Raw genomic sequence first — 17,683 nt, forward strand, 5'->3', positions numbered from 1 at the left:
TCCAAGGAGCAACCATGCGCAGCAAACTCATGACCGGCGGGATCGAAAAAGCCCCCCATCGTTCCCTTCTCCACGCCCTGGGCATGACCCGCGAGGAGATGGAGCGCCCCCTCATAGGCATCGTCAACTCCGCCAACGAGGTCGTACCCGGACACATCCACCTGGACACCATCGCCGCCGCCGCCAAGGCGGGCGTACGCGCCGCCGGGGGAACCCCCATGGAGTTCCCGGTGATCGGCGTGTGCGACGGCCTGGCCATGAACCACGCGGGCATGCGCTTCTCCCTGCCCAGCCGGGAGATAATCGCCGACTCCATCGAGATCATGGCCACGGCGCACCCCTTCGACGCCCTGGTGCTCATCCCCAACTGCGACAAGACCGTGCCCGCCATGCTCATGGCCATGCTGCGCCTGAACATCCCGGCGGTGCTGGTTTCCGGCGGCCCCATGCTTGCCGGGACCTCGGCGGGCGGCCCCGTGGACCTCATCAACGTGTTCGAGGCCGTGGGGCGCGTCAAGCGCGGCGAGATGAACGAGGCCGAGCTTGGCGACCTGGAGATGAAGGCCTGCCCCGGCTGCGGCTCCTGCTCGGGCATGTTCACGGCCAACTCCATGAACTGCCTCTCTGAATCCATCGGGCTGGCCCTGCCCGGCAACGGCACCATCCCCGCCGTCACCGCCGATCGCGTGCGGCTGGCCAAGCGCGCCGGAGCCCTGGTGATGGATCTCCTGAAAAAGGACATCAAGCCCCGCGACATCGTCACCAAGGCCTCCGTGGCCAACGCCGTGACCATGGACATGGCGCTCGGCTGCTCCACCAACACCGTGCTGCACCTGCCCGCCATCTTCGCGGAAGCGGGCCTGGACCTGACCCTGGACATCTTCGACGCCGTGAGCGCCAAGACCCCCAACCTGTGCAAGCTCTCCCCCGCCGGCCACCACCACATCGAGGACCTGCACCGCGCGGGCGGCATCCCCGCCGTGATGAACGCCCTGGCCAAGCGCGGGCTCATTGACACCTCGGCCCTCACCGTCACCGGCAGGACCGTGGCCGAGAACCTGGCGGAGCTTAATCCTGTGATCCGCGACGCGGACGTGATCCGCGACGCCGAGCCGTATTCGCAGCAGGGCGGCATCGCCGTGCTGCGCGGCTCCCTGGCCCCCGACGGGGCGGTGGTCAAGCAGTCGGCCGTGGCCCCGGAGATGATGAAGCGCAGCCTCACGGCCCGCTGCTTCAACTCCGAGGAGGAAGCCTACGCGGCCATCCTCGGCGGCGAGGTCACCAAGGGACAGGCGCTCATCATCCGCTACGAAGGCCCCCAGGGCGGCCCCGGCATGCGCGAGATGCTCTCGCCCACCGCCGCCATCATGGGCATGGGCCTGGGCTCGGACGTGGCACTCATCACCGACGGGCGCTTCTCCGGGGGCACGCGCGGCCCGGCCATCGGGCACGTTTCGCCTGAAGCCGCCGAGGGCGGCCCCATCGGTCTGGTGGAAGACGGCGACACCATCGAGATCGACATCCCGGCGCGCCGCATGGACCTGATGATCAGCGAAGAAGAGATGGCCCGGCGCAAGGCCGCTTTCAAGCCCGTGGAGAAACCCATGCCGTCTGCACTGCTGCGGCGCTATGCCAAGAGCGTGAAGTCGGCGGCGCACGGCGCGGCCTACAAATAGCGCGGGATTCGGCAAGAGAACGCAAAGGGGAGCGCGAGCTCCCCTTTTTCGTTTGGGGAGCCTGGGGAATTTTGGAGCGATCACGCCGGAGAGTTGTTCAGAGGGGGCGGGAGAGCGGCAAGGGGTGGGGGAAAGTTGCGCTGGGAAAAGCCTCCGGCGGCCAAAGGGACAAGTCCCTTTGGAATCCCCTATAATTATAGCGGATTTTGCACATTCTGACGAATTTTCCCGATCACGTCCGGGAGCGGAGGAAAGAACATATGAGGCCGCGAAAGCGGTCCCCTCACGCGCCTGCTATGAAGTCACGCAGCACCAGCGCATGATTATGCTCCAGGTCTTTCGCGGCGAACAGAAGCGTGACGTTTCCGGCTGCGGCCTCGTCGCGCAGCCTCTCAAGCAGGTGGCCGACCTGCCGCGAGGCGAGTTCGTCCGCGTAGCGGCGTTTGAACTCGTCCCACTTGGCCGGCTCGTGCCCGAACCACTGGCGAAGCTCCGTGCTGGGGGACAGGTGCTTGTGCCAGCCGTCCAGGTTCAGCTCCAGCTTGCTCAGGCCGCGGGGCCAGAGCCGGTCCACCAGATAGCGCTTCCCGTCGTCCGGCGCGGGCGCGTCATAGACTCTTTTGATTCGCAGCATGGCTGCCCCTGCTGTGGAGTTCTCAAGGTATACGCCCATACACTGTATGAACTTAACCAGAGAAAATCATTGCTTTTGTTATTGAAAAACATTTCATGTTTTTCAATAACGCGCCGCTACCGGAACTTGAGCAGCAAGGACACCTTGGTGCCGCCATCGACGAAGGCCAGGTCCATCTGGAGCTTGGTCTTCTCGATGGAGTAGGTCTCCAGGGACTTCACCTTGATCTCGGTGAGTTCCTTCTTCTGTATCTTGAATTCCTTGCGGGCGTTGCCCAGCTTGAAGACGATCCGGTTGCCGCCGTTGTACCAGAAGTAATAGCTGCGCTGCTGGGTGAAGAAGTATTCGGGGGCCAGATCGATGACGTCGCGCTGGAGTTTCTTCTTGAAGGTCAGGTCCAGCCTGTAGATGTCCTGGGCCACGGCGGCGATGTTCTGCGCGGCCATGAAATAGCGGCCCGAGGATTCGGGCGTCTCGGTCTGGATGTCGGCGTAGCCGCCGTCCACCACAAAATCCAGGGACTTGGGCGAGGGGGCGGTCTCACCCTTGAAGAATTCCTGAAGGCTCTGGGCGTTCTGGTCGGGAGTCGTCGCGGCCTTGGGCGCGGCCTTCTGGGCGGCCAACGCCGTGCCGGACGCGGCCAGCGACAGAACAAGGCTCAAAGACACCATCGCGGCTAGGGAGAAAACGCGTAAGACGTATTTCATGACGGGCCTCACGGGGACGCATTGGCCGTTTAGATAGGCCGATTCTGCCGGGGTGGCAATGCGGCTTGGCTCTTTGCACAACATGGGCCAGGACCATTGCGGCCTGCCTCCGGCAACGGCGTCACTGCCAGCCTTCACCGGCCATCGTCGAACGAACCGGGACATCCCGGCCCCATATGGGATTCCACAAGGGCGAAGCCCTTTGGCCGCCGGAGGCTGTCTTTTACCATACGACAACAACCATCCCCAACATACCCCAACAACTCCGTCCCCTCCCGCGCCATCCTCCCTCCAAGCATTACTCCTGCTATCCGGCTAGGCCGCGCGTCCCGCCGCCTGCTCCGGCTCCAGGCTCATGACGCCGGTGTCGTCCTCGTAGGCCAGCACTGTCGCGTAACGCCCCCAGGTGACGGCGGTTTCCAGCTGCTTTTCGGCCTCGCGCGGCGGGAATTCCAGCTCCAGGGCCATCTGCACCACGTCCCACTTCAGCTGGTGCCGGTCGGACTTGCGAAGAAGCGTCAGGAGCCACTGGAAGAAGGGGAGCCTGCGGATGCGGCTGGCGAAGATCTCCTTGCGCGCGCTGATGGAGGCTTCCGCGAAGGTCTCGCCAAGGACGGTCAGGGAAATGTCGCCTTTGCTGACCACGGCCAGACCCAGAAGCTCTGCGGCCTCCACCAGGGGGAGCACCTCGTCCACCTCCATCTGGAACTCGTCGGCCATGCGGTAGATGTCGGCGGTGTTGCCGGGGATGGAATCGATGTGCTCCACCAGGCCGAACAGGTCGCCCAGTTCGATGTGCGGAAGCGCGCGGGTCTTGCCGGGCGCGCCAGGGGCGGAGCCGTGCTCGTCGGCCTCGGGCAGGGTCTGCCCGGCCAGAATGGCGAACACTCTGTCCACTATTTCCAAGAACTGCCTGGACTTGCGGTCGCGCGGGTGCGGCATGTCAACGGCCAGCTCGGCCACGATGCGTCCGGGCTCCTTGTCCATGAGCACGATGCGGTCGCTTATCAGGGCGGCCTCCTCGATGTTGTGGGAGACCATGACCAGACACTTGGTGGGGATGGCCCCGGTGGTCCACAACTCCAGAAGCTCGCCGCGAAGCGACTCGGCGGAGAGGGGGTCCAGCGAGGAGAACGGCTCGTCCAGGCAGAGGATCTCCGGCTCGATGGACAGAGCGCGCGCAAAGCCCACCTTCTGGCGCATGCCCGCCGAGAGCTCGCGCGGGTAGGCGGTCTCGAAGCCTTCCAGGCCCACGCGGTGCAGCATGTCCAGGGCGCGGCGCGTGCGCAGCTTGGAAGACACACCGCGCGCCTTGAGAGCCACTTCCACGTTCTCCTGCACCGTGAGCCAGGGAAACAGCGCGAAGGTCTGGAAGATGATGGCCGCCCTGGGGTTGACCCCGGCCAGGGGGGTGTCGCGGTAGACCACCTGCCCGGCGGTAGGCTTCTGCAGGCCGGTGATGATGCGTAGAAGCGTCGACTTGCCGCAGCCGGAAGGGCCGAGCAGGGAGACGATCTCGCCTTCCAGGAAGGACATGTTGATATCCTTCACGGCGTGGAACTGGCGGAAGCCCGTGCCGTAGACCTGGCTTACACCCACCAGGCGCTCAAGTTCGGTGCGGTTCTGCATGGCTCACTCCATGACGTAGCGTTCGGCGGCCAGATTGTAGAGCCTGCGCCAGAAATAACGGTTGAAGCCCACCACCGTAAGCACCATGACCAGGGTGGAGGCCAAAAGCAACGGATAGTCCCCGGCGGCGGTGGCTTGGGCGATCACCGCGCCCAGGCCCGTGGTGGCCACGTGCCCGCCGCCCACCAGGGCGTACTCGGCCACGATGGAGGCGTTCCAGGCCCCCCCCGTGGCGTTGATGCCGCCTGTGACCAGAAACGGAAACAGCGCGGGCAGGTATAAGGTCTTCAGGCGCTCGAACCCCCGGATGCCCACGGTGTCGCTCATGCTGATGAGCTCGCGCGGGATGGCCGAGGCACCGGCCATCACGTTGAAAAGCATATACCAGACCGAGCCCATGAACATCAGGAACACCGAGGCCACGGCCAGCCCGCCCGGAAGCTGCATGAGCGCCATGAGCACCACCGGGAAGAGCGCCGTGGAGGGGATGGAGGCCATCACCTGCACCAGGGGCAGGCCCACCCGGGCCACGCGGGGGTTCAGCCCGATGGAGAGCCCCAGGGGCAGGGTGACGGCCAGGGCCAGGGCCAGCGAGGTCCAGACCCGCAAAAGCGTGGCCAGCAGACCCACCATGATTTCGTACCACTGGTCTCCGGGAACCTGCACCAGGAGGAGCGAGGCCTGGAACGCGCCGTAGGCGCACACAAGCCCCAGCGCGCCGAGAGGAACCCAGAGCAGCCAGGAGGCGCGCCCGGCGCGCACGCGGAAGCCCCCCTCGGGAAGCAGCCGGGACATCAGGGCGTCCATGCGCTCCAGCAGGCCGTCGATCACCACGTCGGTAAACCAGCCGATCAGCCGCGAGGACCGGGCCGACTCCAGCACCCAGGAGGTGGGCGGGTGCTCGGACTCCAACATCTCCAGCTTGAAGCGCTCAGACCAGGCCATGAGAGGCCGCCACACGAAGATGTCCAGGATGACAATGACCGCCACCAGGGTGCCCACGCCCCAGGCAATGGCCTCCATGTCGCCCTTGGCCGAGGCCTCCTGCAGGAAGGCCCCAAGTCCGGGCAGGCGAAAGTCCTTCTGCCCCACGGTGAACATCTCCGAGGCCATGAGGAAGAACCAGCCCCCGGCCCAGCTCATCATGGAGTTCCACAGCAGGCTGATGGCCGCGAAGGGCAGCTGCACCACCCGGAACCGCAGCCAGGGGTTCATGCGGAAGATGCGCGCCGCCTCGGTTATCTCGCCGGGGATGGTGGTCAGGGATTGATACCAGCAGTAGGTCATGTTCCAGGCCTGGCTGGTGAAGATGAGCACGATAGCCGAGAGCTCCACGGCCAGTTGCGTGGGCATGATGGCGGTGAGGCTCAGGATGACCACGGGCAGGAACGAGAGCAGGGGTACGCTCTGGAGGATGTCCAGAACAGGCAGCAGCACCGGCCTGGCCCGCAGGCTGGACGCGGCCATGGTGCCGTAGGTGAAGGTGAAGATAAGCGAGAGGAAGTAGGCCGCAGCCATGCGCCCCACCGAAAGCAGCGCATACCAGGGCAGCTCGGAGGGGTCCGTGGAGATGGCCGGGCCGTCCACGATCTCCGGGGACTGGCCCGCCAGGCGGATTCCGGCGTACAACAACACGAAAATGCCCAGCAGCACCAGGCCGTCGGCAACCGCAACCCCTCTGCGGGCAGGCATGGATGAGACAAAGCGCGGCATCAGCCCCCCTTATCAAGTCCAGCCTGGGCTACTCGGGCAGGGGGCAAAAATCAAGGCCAGCGCCCACGTCGTTACATAAACGTCATCCACGGCGCTCCGGCAGGCGGCATTGCCCCGGCACGGCGGGCGTGAAGCGCGTCGGTTCCGACACTATCGCCGCCCCGCAAGCCTTGGCCAGTCCCCGGATCATGCCCCGAAACAGCACCAGATGCGGGAGGAACAGCCCGTACCAGTACACCAGCCCGACCAGTCCGCGCGGCTGGAACCGGGCCAGCAGGGTGAACTCCGTAGCTCCGCCCTGGGCTGGCTCAAGCGACAGCTCCAGCGCAGCCTCGCCCGGCGACTTCATGGCAGCCAGCAGCACGAGGCGCCGGGGCGGCTCCGAGGCGTGCACGCGCCAGCAGTCCAGGCTGTCGCCCACCAGCAGGCACTGGGGATTCTTCCGGCCAGGGCCAAGCCCCACGCCGCCCATCATACGGTCCACCAGACCGCGCAGCTTCCACAGGATGTCCGCGAAGTACCAGCCCCGCTCCCCGCCGATGGACTCGACGGCGGTCCAGACCTTTTCCGGCGGGGCCGAAAGCACGGCCTTGTAGCCTATCTCGTAGACCTTGCCGCCAGCGTAGGGCACGTCGCCGCACACCAGCCACTCCGGCGCGCGCACCTGCCCCGCATCGGACCAGCAGGTGGGAACCAGCCGGTCCTTCAGTTCGCGCCGTGCGGCCTGGAAGGTCTCGCGCACGCTTTGCAGCGGCACGGGGATCACCTCGCGGATGCGGTTGTCGGCGCAGACCACCTCGTTTCGCAGCCCCTCCACCAGGGGCGCGAACACCGAGGGCGGCACTGGCGTTATGAAACGCAGCCAGTATTTGGACAGCTTCGGGCTCAGAAACGGCACCGGAATGATGATGCGCCTGGGGAGCCCGGCTACATCGGAATAGATGTGAAACAGCTCCTCGTAGTCCAGGATGTCCGGCCCGCCGATATCGTAGGTCTGCCCGGCGGTCTCGGGGTGCTCCAGGCACCCGGCCAGGTAGTCCAGCACGTTGCGGATGGAGATGGGCTGGCAGCGGGTGCGCACCCAGCGCGGGGTGATCATCACCGGAAGACGCTCCACCAGGGAGCGCAAGATTTCATAAGAGGCGCTGCCCGCCCCAAGGATGGCAGCGGCGCGCAGGAACGTGACGGGAACCGGCCCCGAGGCCAGGATCCTGCCGGTCTCCAGGCGCGAGCGCAGGTGATGCGACAGGTCTGCCCCCTCGTCCCCGAGCCCGCCCAGGTAGATGATGCACGCAACGCCCGTCTCAGCGCAGGCCTGGGCGAAGAGGCGGGCGGACTCGTGGTCGGCCTCGGCGAAGTTCTTGCCAGCCGAGCCCATGGAGTGCACCAGGTAGTAGGCGGCACGGCATCCGGCCAGGGCTTTTCGCAGGCTGTCCAGGTCCAGCACGTCGGCGCGGGCCAGCTCGCAGCGCGGGTCCGAAGCCCAGGGCCGGCAGGAGAGCTTGTCCAGGGAGCGGGCCACGGCGCGGATGCGGTATCCCCGTTCCAGAAGCAGCGGAGCCAGCCGCCCGCCTACGTAGCCGGTGGCCCCGGTGACCAGTATGGGGGCGTTGTCAGGATGATTGGTCATAGGCCTTCCAGGTCAGCGCCGGTTGACCGGCGGCTGGAGTTGTAAACATGATGATCGGTCGGACGCCTCAGGGTCGAGGCTCTGCCCTTGGCCTTTCAATACCCTTGCGGCATGGCCGAGGCAAAGAATTTCGAAAAAAATGCGCACCAGACGGAATTGCGCATTGACAGGTCCGCGCCCCGAGAGTAGATGAACACTCCTTCAGCGTCGGGATGTAGCGCAGCCTGGTAGCGCACCTGAATGGGGTTCAGGGGGTCGGAGGTTCAACTCCTCTCATCCCGACCACGCTAGATCAAGGGCTTACGGTTAATCGCCGTAAGCCCTTTTTCGTTGGTGTTGGATTTGGGTCCGCCCTGGGTCCGCTTTTTCTTGTGGTGGGTTGTGTTTGCCCAGGAAATTTCGTGAGGGGAAAGCCTAAGATAAGCCGAGTGAGGAGGCGTCCCGATTAGAATTGAGACAAAGCATAGTTCACCAGTAGACCTCTCTCGACCCCACCCTAAAACTAAAGACATCTTCTGTTCTTATACCCCCCATATTTTCATGGCCGAATCTCAATAGGATCTGCCATGCCTCTCCTGCCACATATCTGCCGTCAAAATTCTGGATAGCACTCTCTCTTCCAGTTTCCCTACCTTGTTCATCGCCTTGAGTTCAGACCATAAGAAATAATCTTTCCGGGGACCTGACTGTATACTCAGCCCATCCCACGGCAGGCCAAACCAGCCAGAGACCGCCTGGACAGCGCGCCCAGGCGATGTGGACGCTTACCCAGTTCTGTTCTGCAAAAGGTGGATGAAAGGGGCGAAGTGAGGCGGCGGGGCGCCAGTTAAAGAGAATCGATAGCGGCGAGATAACACTGTTGTGGTTGCTGTGCCGGAAAGGGCTGCCCGCTGGTTATCAACAATTGAACTCGAAGCATCTTCCCCAAAATCTACTTAGCCTGACAAGGTCAAAGGCTTACATGCCTGCCAACTCATCTCCTCCCAAGACTGTCCGCGGGTACCCTTTGTGGGGGAAGCTCCACACTACGGCCCAGAATCAACAGGTCATTCATCCCCTTGAGGCCCATTTGGCAGACGTTGCAGCCACTTTCGAAGCCCTGATCACCTTGCCGTGTATAGCCAATCGCATCGACTCATGTTTGGGCCGTCCTCTGGGACCAAGCTTGCGGGCTGCCCTGACCGTGCTTGTGGTATTGCATGATCTGGGTAAATACGCTCCCGTTTTTCAAAGAAAGCGTACGGGTGAAGCTGGAACCATGGGGCATGTTGCAGTCCTGCCCGGGCTTTTCTCCGAGGCGGTCGGTCCCCGTCTCTGCCAAGCTCTGCCTTTCCTGGTGTTGTGGCAAGAGCAGGCAGCAGATGTCCTTTGCCAACTGCTGGGAGCCAGCTGGTCGCACCATGGCCGCCCGACGGCTCCCTGGGAAGTATCGCCCTGGGACCGTGAGAATCTTGCCCAGGCTTGGGACAATGCTGACGGACGCGAACCGCTGGCCGACATCGCCGCCCTGGAGCCAAAGTTGAAGGACTGGTTCCCCGAGGCTTTTGACCGGTCTATCACTTGGCCCGAGCAGAGCGCATTCAGCCATCTTTTCGCCGGTCTCGTGGTTTTGGCCGATTGGATTGCTTCTGATGAGCGTTTTTTCCCTTTTTGCGGTGAGGCTGGCCGCCCCATTAACGGCGATCCAATGCTTTTCGCACGTCAGGCCGCAGCACGGGCCGTTTCAAGCCTCGGCCTGATGGCCGATCCCTGGAGGCAGGGCAGCGAACCTGAATTCGCCTCGCTATTTGACGGCCACACTCCCAATGCCGTGCAGCAGGTGTTGGAAACAATGTCTCTGCCCAAAGGGGGTAGCCTTACTATCGTAGAGGCGGAAACAGGCAACGGCAAAACAGAGGCCGCCCTGGTTCTTTTCCGGCGGCTGTTCTGGGCCGGGTTGGTGGACGGCCTGTACTTCGCAAACCCTCTGCGTTTGGCCGCAACCCAACTCCATCAACGCGTGACGACTTTTGCCCGCAAGGCCTTCGGCACTGAAAGCCCCCCGGTCATTCTGGCCATCCCCGGCTATCTGCGTGCCGACGAGCACCAGGGCCTGCGACTACCTGACTACAAGGTGCTGTGGCCGGACGCTCCAGAACCGACCCGCTTCTGGGCTTGCGAAAGCCCCAAGCGATTCCTGGCGGCCCCTTTGGCCGTGGGGACCATCGACCAGGTCTTGATGGCCGGGATGCGCCTGCCCCACGCTCATTTGCGGGCTGCATCGTTGAGCCGTAGTCTGCTGGTGGTAGATGAAGTCCATGCGAGCGACCGCTACATGACCCAACTTGGCCTGAATCTGGTGCGCTTCGCTGCACGGACGGGCGGCCATGTGCTGCTCATGTCGGCCACTTTGGGCGGCGAGGCGCGCCAACTCTACTTGGACGAGGCCCAGCGGACCAAGGCGCACTGCCGAGTGAAACCGACACTCTCAACCTGCCGGGACGCTCCCTATCCCCTTGTGACCACCCTCTCAGGGGCGCACCTGCCCGGAGCAGGCCATGGGCGATCAAAAGCCGTGACCGTGAGGCCGATGACCCTCATGACTCGTCCTGAAGCGGTGGCCGCTTTTGCCGTGAAATGGGCAGAACAGGGGGCCAGCGTTCTCGTGCTGCGCAATAGCGTGGCCCAGGCCGTGGCCACGGCCCAGGCTTTGGAGAACTTCGCCGGAGAATCCTCGTCCATCCTCTTCCGGGTGGAAGGAGTGCCTACCCTGCATCATGGTCGCTTCGCCCGCGAAGACCGCCTGCTGCTCGACACGGCTGTTGTGAGCCGCGTCGGAAAGCACGCCCCTCGCCTGCCTGGAGTTGTGGTGGCCACCCAGACCCTTGAACAATCCCTGGACGTGGATTTCGACATCCTCATTACCGACCTGGCCCCGATGGACGTCCTCTTGCAGCGAATCGGGCGCCTGCATCGCCATGAACACCCTCGGCCCGCCTGCGCTAGGGAGCCCCTCTGCCAAGTCCTGACGCCTGAAGGGGACCCGGAGTCCTGGCTGCTCTCCTATACAGCCAAGAAATACGGTTTCGGTAAGGATAGGGCCTATGACAATCTGGTCAGCGTGGAGGCCACGAGGAGGCTTGTATCCGGTCCAGACGGTGAAGGCACGGCCATCAACATCCCTGCGGACAACCGACGATTGGTCGAGGAAGCCACGCACTCCCAAGCCTTGGGGGACCTGGCTGAATCGTTGGGCGGAAAGTGGCCGGAGGAGCTGCAAACGTATCAGGGAACCTGCTACGCGGCGAGAGGAGCGGCAAACGCGGCCCTCGTCGACTGGGACCAGCCCTATGGTCCGAAAAGCGCCGGGGTGGGGAGCGACCAGAAGAAGCAGTCAGCTACACGTCTGGGATTAGACGACGCGGACGTACCCTTTGATCCCAGACTCCCCGGACCGTTCGGGCAGTCGGTGTCAAGACTGCGCATTCCGGGCTGGCTGGCTGGCAGCACTCCACGGGACGCCCGCCCAACTGCCGTAACAGCCGAAGCAGGCGTGATAAGATTCCACTTCGGCACAGCATCACTCATCTATGACCGTTTCGGCCTGCGCCGCGCGGATGCGCAACCAAAGGAGAGTGCATGACCCGTGAAAACCTGCTTGTCGATCCTTTGCTGACCATCGACACGCCCGATGGCGGACAGCGTCAGGTGAGCCTGCCCGGCCTGTTCGCGGCCATGGAGCGCGGCGAGGTGTTTGCTTTCCCCAAACTGCGCCCCCATCAGGACCACCCCTGGCATGCCTTTCTGTGCCAGCTGGCCGCACTTGCCCTTCGAGACAGCCACCTGCCACAGGCTAGGCCCGGCCACCCTGAAACATGGCTGGGCCAGCATGACGAGGAGGGCTGGCGCGTCTTGCTTCGCACCCTGACCTCGGATTTTCGCGACGATGAACCCTGGCGGCTGGTGGTGGAGGACCCGGCCAAGCCCGCGTTCATGCAGCCTCCGGTGGAAGGTTCCGCCCTGGCCAAACAGAAGCCTGAAGATTTTTGGGCCACCCCCGACGACATGGACGTTCTGGAGACTGCCAAGCGTCACGGCATCAAAAACGCGCTGATAGACCCCGGAAGCCTGGAGCACTGGGTCTACGCCTTGGTCTCGGTCCAGACCCAGGCACCGTTCGGAGGGAGCGGGCATCAAGCCAGCTCACGGCAAAATGGAGCATACGGTGCCCGATCTGGCGTCGGCATCAGACTGTCCCAACGGGTGGACATGTGCTGGGCCAGAGACACCCGCATTCTGCTCGACCATCCTGACCACTGGGCCGCTTGCGGCATAGACTACGACTTCCGGCACGGACTGGCTCTAGTATGGTTGGTTCCCTGGAACGGCGAGACCAGCCTTGCCCCAACCCGGCTGCACCCCTGGTACATCGAGATCTCCCGCCTGACCCGGTTGAAGAGGACTCCAGCCGGGCTTCTCCATGCCACGTATATCACTGCTTCCAGCACCAGAGTCGAAGCGAAAGAAACACATGGGAACGTTGGGGATCCTTGGGTGCCTATCCTCAAGGAGACTACCCCGAAATCCTACAATTCAGTCCCCCGGTACCACAAAGTGTGCGAGGTACTTTTCGACGACGAAAAGTACGTCCCCTCTTTGATGCAAATGCCAGCCAAAATTGATGGAACTGGCCCGATGACGGTCTGCTTTCGATTCCTCTCCAGGGGACAAAGCAAAACCGAAGGGTATCACGAACGCCATGTGCCTTTCGGTCACGCACAGTCAAGATTCCTGGGAGCCAGAAAGAATCTGGCGCTGGAAATGTCCAGAAGCATGATCGAGCTGGCCAGCCGGGTCGAGCAGGCCCTTTATCTTGCCGCCCTCAAGCGCATGCAGGCAGGCCGCCCGGTCCCGGACGCCAAGCAACCTGAGACCAGCCGCTGGGCCAACCGGATCCGCCGAGACATGGACGACGAGGTCAACGAGCATTTCTTCCCCCGGTTATGGGACTGCTTGGAACGGCATGAAGACGGGGCGACCCTCGTGGACAGCGTGCGCCCCTGGCTGGATTGGCTGGCCTCATGCGCCCGGACTCGGTTTGCGCTGGCCGGACAGTCCCTGCCGTCCTCATGCACCCTGGGAATGTTCGCTCAGGCCCAGGCCGAGATACTGCTGGAACGAAAGCTTTCCGGGATATTCAACCCCCAGCCCCTGAGAAGGAACGCTCATGGAAAATGAACGAACCGACATCCCGTCTGGACCTGGTTCGTCTGCGCTGACTGATGTAGCCAGAAATCTGGCGCGCATCATCAACCGGGAATCCTTCCCGTCTGGAATGCGGGCCGCCCTGCGCCGCCTGCGGCCTGGGCAGGTGTGGCCCATGGCCTTCTGGGATCTGGCCCTGGCCCACATCCCAGAAGACCTGCTCCGTAGCGAGACCCAGGAGAGGCAGTGGGCAGTGGTCATGCAGGCCATGGCCCTTATGGCTCCGGTCGGACAGGCGGGCATCGGCTTGGGAACCGCCCTTGCCCGCGTGGGCGGCGACACCATGCGCCACCGCTTGATGCGACTGGTGCAAAGCCGCGACCAGGGCCTGGAAGATCAAATTCGCCTGACCGCCCGGCTGCTGGCAAGCCACGATCAAGCCGTGGACCAGACCGATTTCGCCCGGCTGCTGCTGTATCCGGGAGAGACCGCCGTGCGTGTGCGCCGTGAGCTGGTGCGATCTTTCCTGTCCGCTTGCTCAAAAGCGGCTGCATGCCCGAAACCGGACGCCCCTGTTAAAGCCGAATAGAGCATTCCAACTACCATTCCAGGAGATTGCCATGTCCCTGCCCACCTTCCTGCAGTTGTCCACCCTGACCAGCTACCCATCTGTCCTGCTCAACCGGGACGACTCCGGCCTAGCCAAGCGGATGCCTTTCGGGGGCGCCGTACGTACGCGCATCAGCTCGCAGTGTCTCAAGCGCCACTGGCGTCTCGCGCAAGACCCCCATTCCCTGACCAAGGCGGGCGAAGACCTGTCTCTGGCCGTCCGTTCCCGTGAGGTCATCAGCCGGAGGCTGGCCGCCCCCCTCATGGCCGAGGGATTTCCCATGGATGTTGTCAACGCCGTCCTGGCTTCCTTCCAGGCCGATCTTTTCGGGAAAAAAAGCGGCAGTGGGGAGGAAGAAGAGTCCGCGAAGACAAAAGGCGGGAAGAAGGCCGATGCCGACCCCAACAAGCGCGGCGAAGTGGTTGTTCTAGGCGAGGCGGAACTGGCCTTCCTGCTGAGCCTGGCCCGAGATGTTTGCACCCAGGCGAAGGGCGATCCAAAGAAGGCCAAGGCGGACAAGCTGCTCAAGTCCCGGATGAAGGAGTTCGTTCAGCAGGGGGCCGGTGTGGACGCCGCCATGTTCGGCCGATTCTTGAGCGGCGAGCCCACCGCGAGGGTGACCTCCGCCGTCCATGTGGCCCACGCCCTTACAGTGCATGCCGAGGCCGCCGAGACAGACTATTTTACAGCCGTGGACGACCTCACCCGCGAAGAGCACTCTGGCAGCGGGCATCTGGGCGCAACGGAACTCACCAGCGGCTTGTTCTACACCTATGTGGTGGTGGACGTGCCAGGACTGGTGGAGAACCTTGGCGGCGGACCGCGCGAAAAATGGCTGTCGGCGGACCGCACCGTGGCCGCCCGCCTTGCGCGCCACCTCATCCATCTGGTGTGCACGGTCACGCCTGGCGCCAAGCTGGGCTCCACCGCGCCTTATGCCCGTGCTGGTTTCGTGCTGGCCGAGCTGGGCGAGTCCCAGCCGCGCACACTGGCCAACGCTTTCCTCGACCCGCTGCGCCTGGACCAGGAGGATATCCTCTTGCGGGCAAGCCAGGCTTTGTCCACCCACCTGACCTCCCTGGACGCCATGTACGGTTGCAAGGAGTCCCGTCTGGTGGCCAGCCTGGACTCGGCCATGACCGCCCCCGCCGCCAGCCGCATGTCCCTGCCCGAACTGGCACAGGCTGTGGAGCGGGCCATTCTCACGGCTGGGCAGTCCTGATGGAGACCTACCTCATCCTTCGGCTCGACGCCCCGCTGATGGCCTTCGGGGACGTAGCCATCGACGAGATCAGGCCCACTGATGTATTTCCCGGAGCTTCACTGCTCGCCGGACTTTTGGGCAATGCGCTGGGCCTTCGCTATCCGGACCAGCCTGCTCTGGATCGGCTGCAAAGCCGCCTGGTTTTCGCATCGCGCCTGGACCGCCGGGGCCAGGATCTGCGCGACTACCAAACCGCGCAGATCAACAAGAAAGACATCCTCTGGCGGACCAATGCGGAGATTGGCTCGGAAAAGGAACGTAAGGGAGGAATTGAAAGCTACAAGGGGCCCGTGCAGCGTTACCGCCACTACCGGGCTGACTGCCTTGTCACCGTGGCCCTGACTTTGAATCCGTTCAACGAAGACCCTGTGCTGGACCGGATTGCCCAGGCCTTGGCCAGGCCCGCCCGCCCCTTGTTCCTTGGGCGCTGTTGCTGCCCGCCCTCCCGTCCCATCCACGCAGGCGAACTGGTGATGGCTGCTTCACCCAGGCAGGCCCTGGAGCAAACCGCTTCTGTCGGCCATGCCGACCCTGGCCCCTGGCTTGCCGAATGGCCTGTCGCCGATTTGGATGCCCCACAGCCGCAGCCCTGCCACCTGCTGCTGCGCCGGGACCGCCGCGACTGGCATAACGACGTCCACAGCGGCGTTCGCCCGGTGACACGCGGCATGCTTCATCTCCAGGAGGATCCCTCATGAGCCTTTACATGCTCCAACTCACGCTCGCGCCGAGACCCCTGCTGGCCTGGGCGCATCAGGTTCGGGTGCCGACGCAGGACACCGGTTATCTGATCCATGCGGGGCTGCGCGCCCTGTTCGCGGAGGCGGCCCCCCAGCCCTTCGCCGTACTGGGGGACGCAGCTGGCGGAATGAGCGGCTCCGTGTTCACCGTGCTGGGCTATGGCCCCCACCCCAAGGACATGCTGGCTGCCAATGCTCAGATCCTGGCGGAACCGCTGCTCCATTCCGCCCTGGTTGGTCCGATCCTTGACAAGCCGATGCCTTTGGACTGGCCGACAGGGCGGCTGTTCAATTTCCGAACCAGGGTCTGTCCCGTGCGCCGTCGCAGCACCACGCCCAGGCGCATGGTCGAGCGCGATGCCTTCCTGGCGGCCTGCGAGCAATATCCTGACCGCCAGCATGACCGGGGGGAGACTTACAGCGCGTGGCTTGGCGAGCAGCTTGAGCGGGATCAGGCCGCAACCTTGCTGGACTGCCGCATGACCGCCTTCTGCCTGACGCCTTTGAGGCGCAAGACGCGTTCCAGCCGCTCCCAGCGGCTGGGAGATCGACCTGACGTTCGTATGGAGGGTACGCTTCGGGTGAATGATCCAAAAGCCTTCGGGACCCTGATGGCGCGAGGCGTAGGTCGACATCGGGCCTTCGGGTTTGGGATGCTTCTGCTGCGCCCCGCATGAGCCGCCCATTCACTCGTTTGGGGCTGGCGAGCGCACGCATCCCTCAGGCCGATCGGCATGGCCTGCTGTGGCTATACCGGGGTAACCTGACCGTTGAGGCAGGCACGCTGCGATTCACCACGGCGGGCATAGAAGGCTTGGCAGCAGGAAGCTATGACATCCCTTATCAAACGGTCTCGGTACTTCTTCTTGGCCCTGGCACTACCGTCAGCCACGATGTCTTCAGGCTGGCGGCCAGCCACGGCACAAGCCTCGTGGCCGTCGGACAGGATGGCGTGCGCCTGTACACGGCGCATCCTGCCGGGCCGGACCACAGCCGCCTGGCCCGGCTGCACGCCAGTTTGTGGAGCGACCCAATCAAGCGCCTGGACGTGGCCCGACGACTGTACGCCTGGCGCCTGAACGAGGTGTTGCCAACGAAGGATATCAGTGCCTTGCGGGGTATCGAAGGGGCTCGGATGCGTGAAACGTACAAACTGGCCGCCCGTCGTTTTCAGGTGGAATGGCACGGTCGGCGCTTTGACCGCGAAGCCCCGGAGTCCACAGACATTCCGAACCAAGCCATCAACCATGCTGCGGTCGCGGTGGGAGCTGCTGCAGATATCGCGGTGGCGGCCACTGCGACAATCCCCCAATTGGGCTTCATCCACGAGGGCTCTTCAAGGGCTTTTGCGTTGGATATCGCAGATTTGTATCGGGACGACTTTACCTTGCCCATTGCGTTTGAGTCCGTTCACATCTTCAACAAACAAGACCAAGACAACATTGAGCGTGTCGTGCGGCGTAGAGCTGGTGAAGTCATGCGCAAGAAGGAACTCGTTGCCTCAATGATTGATCGAATCAAGGCGCTTATAGATGAGCATGACGGTCATAATCACGCGTAACGTGGCCCAGCGCTTTCGAGGTTTTCTGGCATCGTGCATGCTGGAGGTGGCCAGCGGCGTGTACACCAATCCTGGGATGTCCGTGGCCGTGCGCGAGCGAGTCTGGTCCGTGATGGAGGACTGGCACTCCCAGCGACCGGAGGGGTCGTTGGTCTTGATCTGGGCCGACTCCAAACAGCCAGCCGGGCAGGGCTTGCTTATCCTCGGCGAGCCTCCCCGGAAGGTAATTGAATACGATGGCGTGTACCTCAGTCACTTGACATAACCATATTTCATACGCTCTTTGACAACTGAAGTTAAGAGTCTCCCCCGCGTGTGCGGGGATCGACCCTGCC

At 63.6% G+C, this 17,683-nt stretch carries 14 protein-coding genes and 1 tRNA gene; 10 read left to right on the forward strand and 5 right to left on the reverse strand.

What is annotated here, in order from left to right; translation table 11 throughout:
• Nucleotides 1-14: 14 nt before the first annotated feature.
• Complete coding sequence (gene ilvD, locus G453_RS0117385) at nucleotides 15-1,676, forward strand: dihydroxy-acid dehydratase (RefSeq protein WP_027192056.1); 1,662 nt, start codon at nucleotides 15-17, stop codon at nucleotides 1,674-1,676.
• 283 nt (nucleotides 1,677-1,959) lie between these two features.
• Here the strand turns inward: ilvD and G453_RS0117390 are convergent, their stop codons facing one another.
• The 5 genes from G453_RS0117390 to G453_RS0117410 form a co-directional block, all read right to left on the reverse strand.
• The gene (locus tag G453_RS0117390) at nucleotides 1,960-2,310 is read right to left on the reverse strand and encodes a DUF488 domain-containing protein (protein ID WP_027192057.1); all 351 of its coding nucleotides are present in this window, start codon (nucleotides 2,308-2,310) and stop codon (nucleotides 1,960-1,962) included.
• A 116-nt stretch (nucleotides 2,311-2,426) separates the two neighbouring features.
• Nucleotides 2,427-3,017 (reverse strand): hypothetical protein, encoded by a 591-nt coding sequence (locus G453_RS24940; RefSeq protein WP_156921000.1) that lies wholly within the window; start codon nucleotides 3,015-3,017, stop codon nucleotides 2,427-2,429.
• A 315-nt stretch (nucleotides 3,018-3,332) separates the two neighbouring features.
• Complete coding sequence (locus G453_RS0117400) at nucleotides 3,333-4,646, reverse strand: ABC transporter ATP-binding protein (RefSeq protein ID WP_043646309.1); 1,314 nt, start codon at nucleotides 4,644-4,646, stop codon at nucleotides 3,333-3,335.
• 3 nt (nucleotides 4,647-4,649) lie between these two features.
• Nucleotides 4,650-6,359 (reverse strand): ABC transporter permease, encoded by a 1,710-nt coding sequence (locus tag G453_RS0117405; RefSeq protein WP_051272571.1) that lies wholly within the window; start codon nucleotides 6,357-6,359, stop codon nucleotides 4,650-4,652.
• Nucleotides 6,360-6,441: 82 nt separating this feature from the next.
• Nucleotides 6,442-7,989 carry an SDR family oxidoreductase gene (locus G453_RS0117410; RefSeq protein ID WP_027192060.1) on the reverse strand — a complete coding sequence of 516 codons (1,548 nt, stop codon included), beginning with the start codon at nucleotides 7,987-7,989 and terminating at the stop codon, nucleotides 6,442-6,444.
• A gap of 208 nt (nucleotides 7,990-8,197) precedes the next feature.
• Here G453_RS0117410 and G453_RS0117415 point away from each other — a divergent pair.
• The 9 genes from G453_RS0117415 to cas2e all read left to right on the forward strand — a co-directional run bounded on the left by G453_RS0117415 (nucleotide 8,198) and on the right by cas2e (nucleotide 17,613).
• A tRNA-Pro gene (locus G453_RS0117415) sits at nucleotides 8,198-8,274 on the forward strand.
• A gap of 676 nt (nucleotides 8,275-8,950) precedes the next feature.
• Nucleotides 8,951-11,611: a CRISPR-associated helicase/endonuclease Cas3 gene (locus tag G453_RS24945; protein WP_084502493.1), complete on the forward strand. Its 2,661-nt coding sequence runs from the start codon at nucleotides 8,951-8,953 to the stop codon at nucleotides 11,609-11,611.
• Nucleotides 11,608-13,206, forward strand: coding sequence for a hypothetical protein (locus G453_RS26675; RefSeq protein ID WP_051272573.1), 1,599 nt, complete (start codon nucleotides 11,608-11,610; stop codon nucleotides 13,204-13,206). Before G453_RS24945 ends, G453_RS26675 begins: the two co-directional genes overlap by 4 nt.
• On the forward strand, nucleotides 13,196-13,762 hold the full coding sequence (gene casB, locus G453_RS24955; RefSeq protein ID WP_084502495.1) for a type I-E CRISPR-associated protein Cse2/CasB: 567 nt from the start codon (nucleotides 13,196-13,198) through the stop codon (nucleotides 13,760-13,762). The genes G453_RS26675 and casB overlap by 11 nt, the downstream gene beginning before the upstream one ends.
• Nucleotides 13,763-13,793: 31 nt before the next feature.
• On the forward strand, nucleotides 13,794-15,005 hold the full coding sequence (gene cas7e / locus G453_RS0117435) for a type I-E CRISPR-associated protein Cas7/Cse4/CasC (protein ID WP_027192061.1): 1,212 nt from the start codon (nucleotides 13,794-13,796) through the stop codon (nucleotides 15,003-15,005).
• Nucleotides 15,005-15,745 (forward strand): type I-E CRISPR-associated protein Cas5/CasD, encoded by a 741-nt coding sequence (gene cas5e / locus G453_RS0117440; protein ID WP_027192062.1) that lies wholly within the window; start codon nucleotides 15,005-15,007, stop codon nucleotides 15,743-15,745. Before cas7e ends, cas5e begins: the two co-directional genes overlap by 1 nt.
• Nucleotides 15,742-16,464 (forward strand): type I-E CRISPR-associated protein Cas6/Cse3/CasE, encoded by a 723-nt coding sequence (gene cas6e / locus G453_RS0117445; RefSeq protein WP_027192063.1) that lies wholly within the window; start codon nucleotides 15,742-15,744, stop codon nucleotides 16,462-16,464. The genes cas5e and cas6e overlap by 4 nt, the downstream gene beginning before the upstream one ends.
• On the forward strand, nucleotides 16,461-17,348 hold the full coding sequence (cas1e, locus tag G453_RS0117450) for a type I-E CRISPR-associated endonuclease Cas1e (protein ID WP_027192064.1): 888 nt from the start codon (nucleotides 16,461-16,463) through the stop codon (nucleotides 17,346-17,348). Before cas6e ends, cas1e begins: the two co-directional genes overlap by 4 nt.
• Complete coding sequence (gene cas2e / locus G453_RS0117455) at nucleotides 17,320-17,613, forward strand: type I-E CRISPR-associated endoribonuclease Cas2e (protein WP_027192065.1); 294 nt, start codon at nucleotides 17,320-17,322, stop codon at nucleotides 17,611-17,613. Before cas1e ends, cas2e begins: the two co-directional genes overlap by 29 nt.
• Nucleotides 17,614-17,683: the final 70 nt, after the last annotated feature.

This window comes from Fundidesulfovibrio putealis DSM 16056 (assembly GCF_000429325.1).
Lineage (GTDB): Bacteria > Desulfobacterota > Desulfovibrionia > Desulfovibrionales > Desulfovibrionaceae > Fundidesulfovibrio > Fundidesulfovibrio putealis.

Coding starts and splice junctions, on each gene's coding strand:
- ilvD (WP_027192056.1), top strand. CDS start 15: ATGCGCAGCAAACTCATGACCGGCGGGATCGAAAAAGCCCCCCATCGT.
- G453_RS0117390 (WP_027192057.1), bottom strand. CDS start 2,310: ATGCTGCGAATCAAAAGAGTCTATGACGCGCCCGCGCCGGACGACGGG.
- G453_RS24940 (WP_156921000.1), bottom strand. CDS start 3,017: ATGAAATACGTCTTACGCGTTTTCTCCCTAGCCGCGATGGTGTCTTTG.
- G453_RS0117400 (WP_043646309.1), bottom strand. CDS start 4,646: ATGCAGAACCGCACCGAACTTGAGCGCCTGGTGGGTGTAAGCCAGGTC.
- G453_RS0117405 (WP_051272571.1), bottom strand. CDS start 6,359: ATGCCGCGCTTTGTCTCATCCATGCCTGCCCGCAGAGGGGTTGCGGTT.
- G453_RS0117410 (WP_027192060.1), bottom strand. CDS start 7,989: ATGACCAATCATCCTGACAACGCCCCCATACTGGTCACCGGGGCCACC.
- G453_RS24945 (WP_084502493.1), top strand. CDS start 8,951: ATGCCTGCCAACTCATCTCCTCCCAAGACTGTCCGCGGGTACCCTTTG.
- G453_RS26675 (WP_051272573.1), top strand. CDS start 11,608: ATGACCCGTGAAAACCTGCTTGTCGATCCTTTGCTGACCATCGACACG.
- casB (WP_084502495.1), top strand. CDS start 13,196: ATGGAAAATGAACGAACCGACATCCCGTCTGGACCTGGTTCGTCTGCG.
- cas7e (WP_027192061.1), top strand. CDS start 13,794: ATGTCCCTGCCCACCTTCCTGCAGTTGTCCACCCTGACCAGCTACCCA.
- cas5e (WP_027192062.1), top strand. CDS start 15,005: ATGGAGACCTACCTCATCCTTCGGCTCGACGCCCCGCTGATGGCCTTC.
- cas6e (WP_027192063.1), top strand. CDS start 15,742: ATGAGCCTTTACATGCTCCAACTCACGCTCGCGCCGAGACCCCTGCTG.
- cas1e (WP_027192064.1), top strand. CDS start 16,461: ATGAGCCGCCCATTCACTCGTTTGGGGCTGGCGAGCGCACGCATCCCT.
- cas2e (WP_027192065.1), top strand. CDS start 17,320: ATGAGCATGACGGTCATAATCACGCGTAACGTGGCCCAGCGCTTTCGA.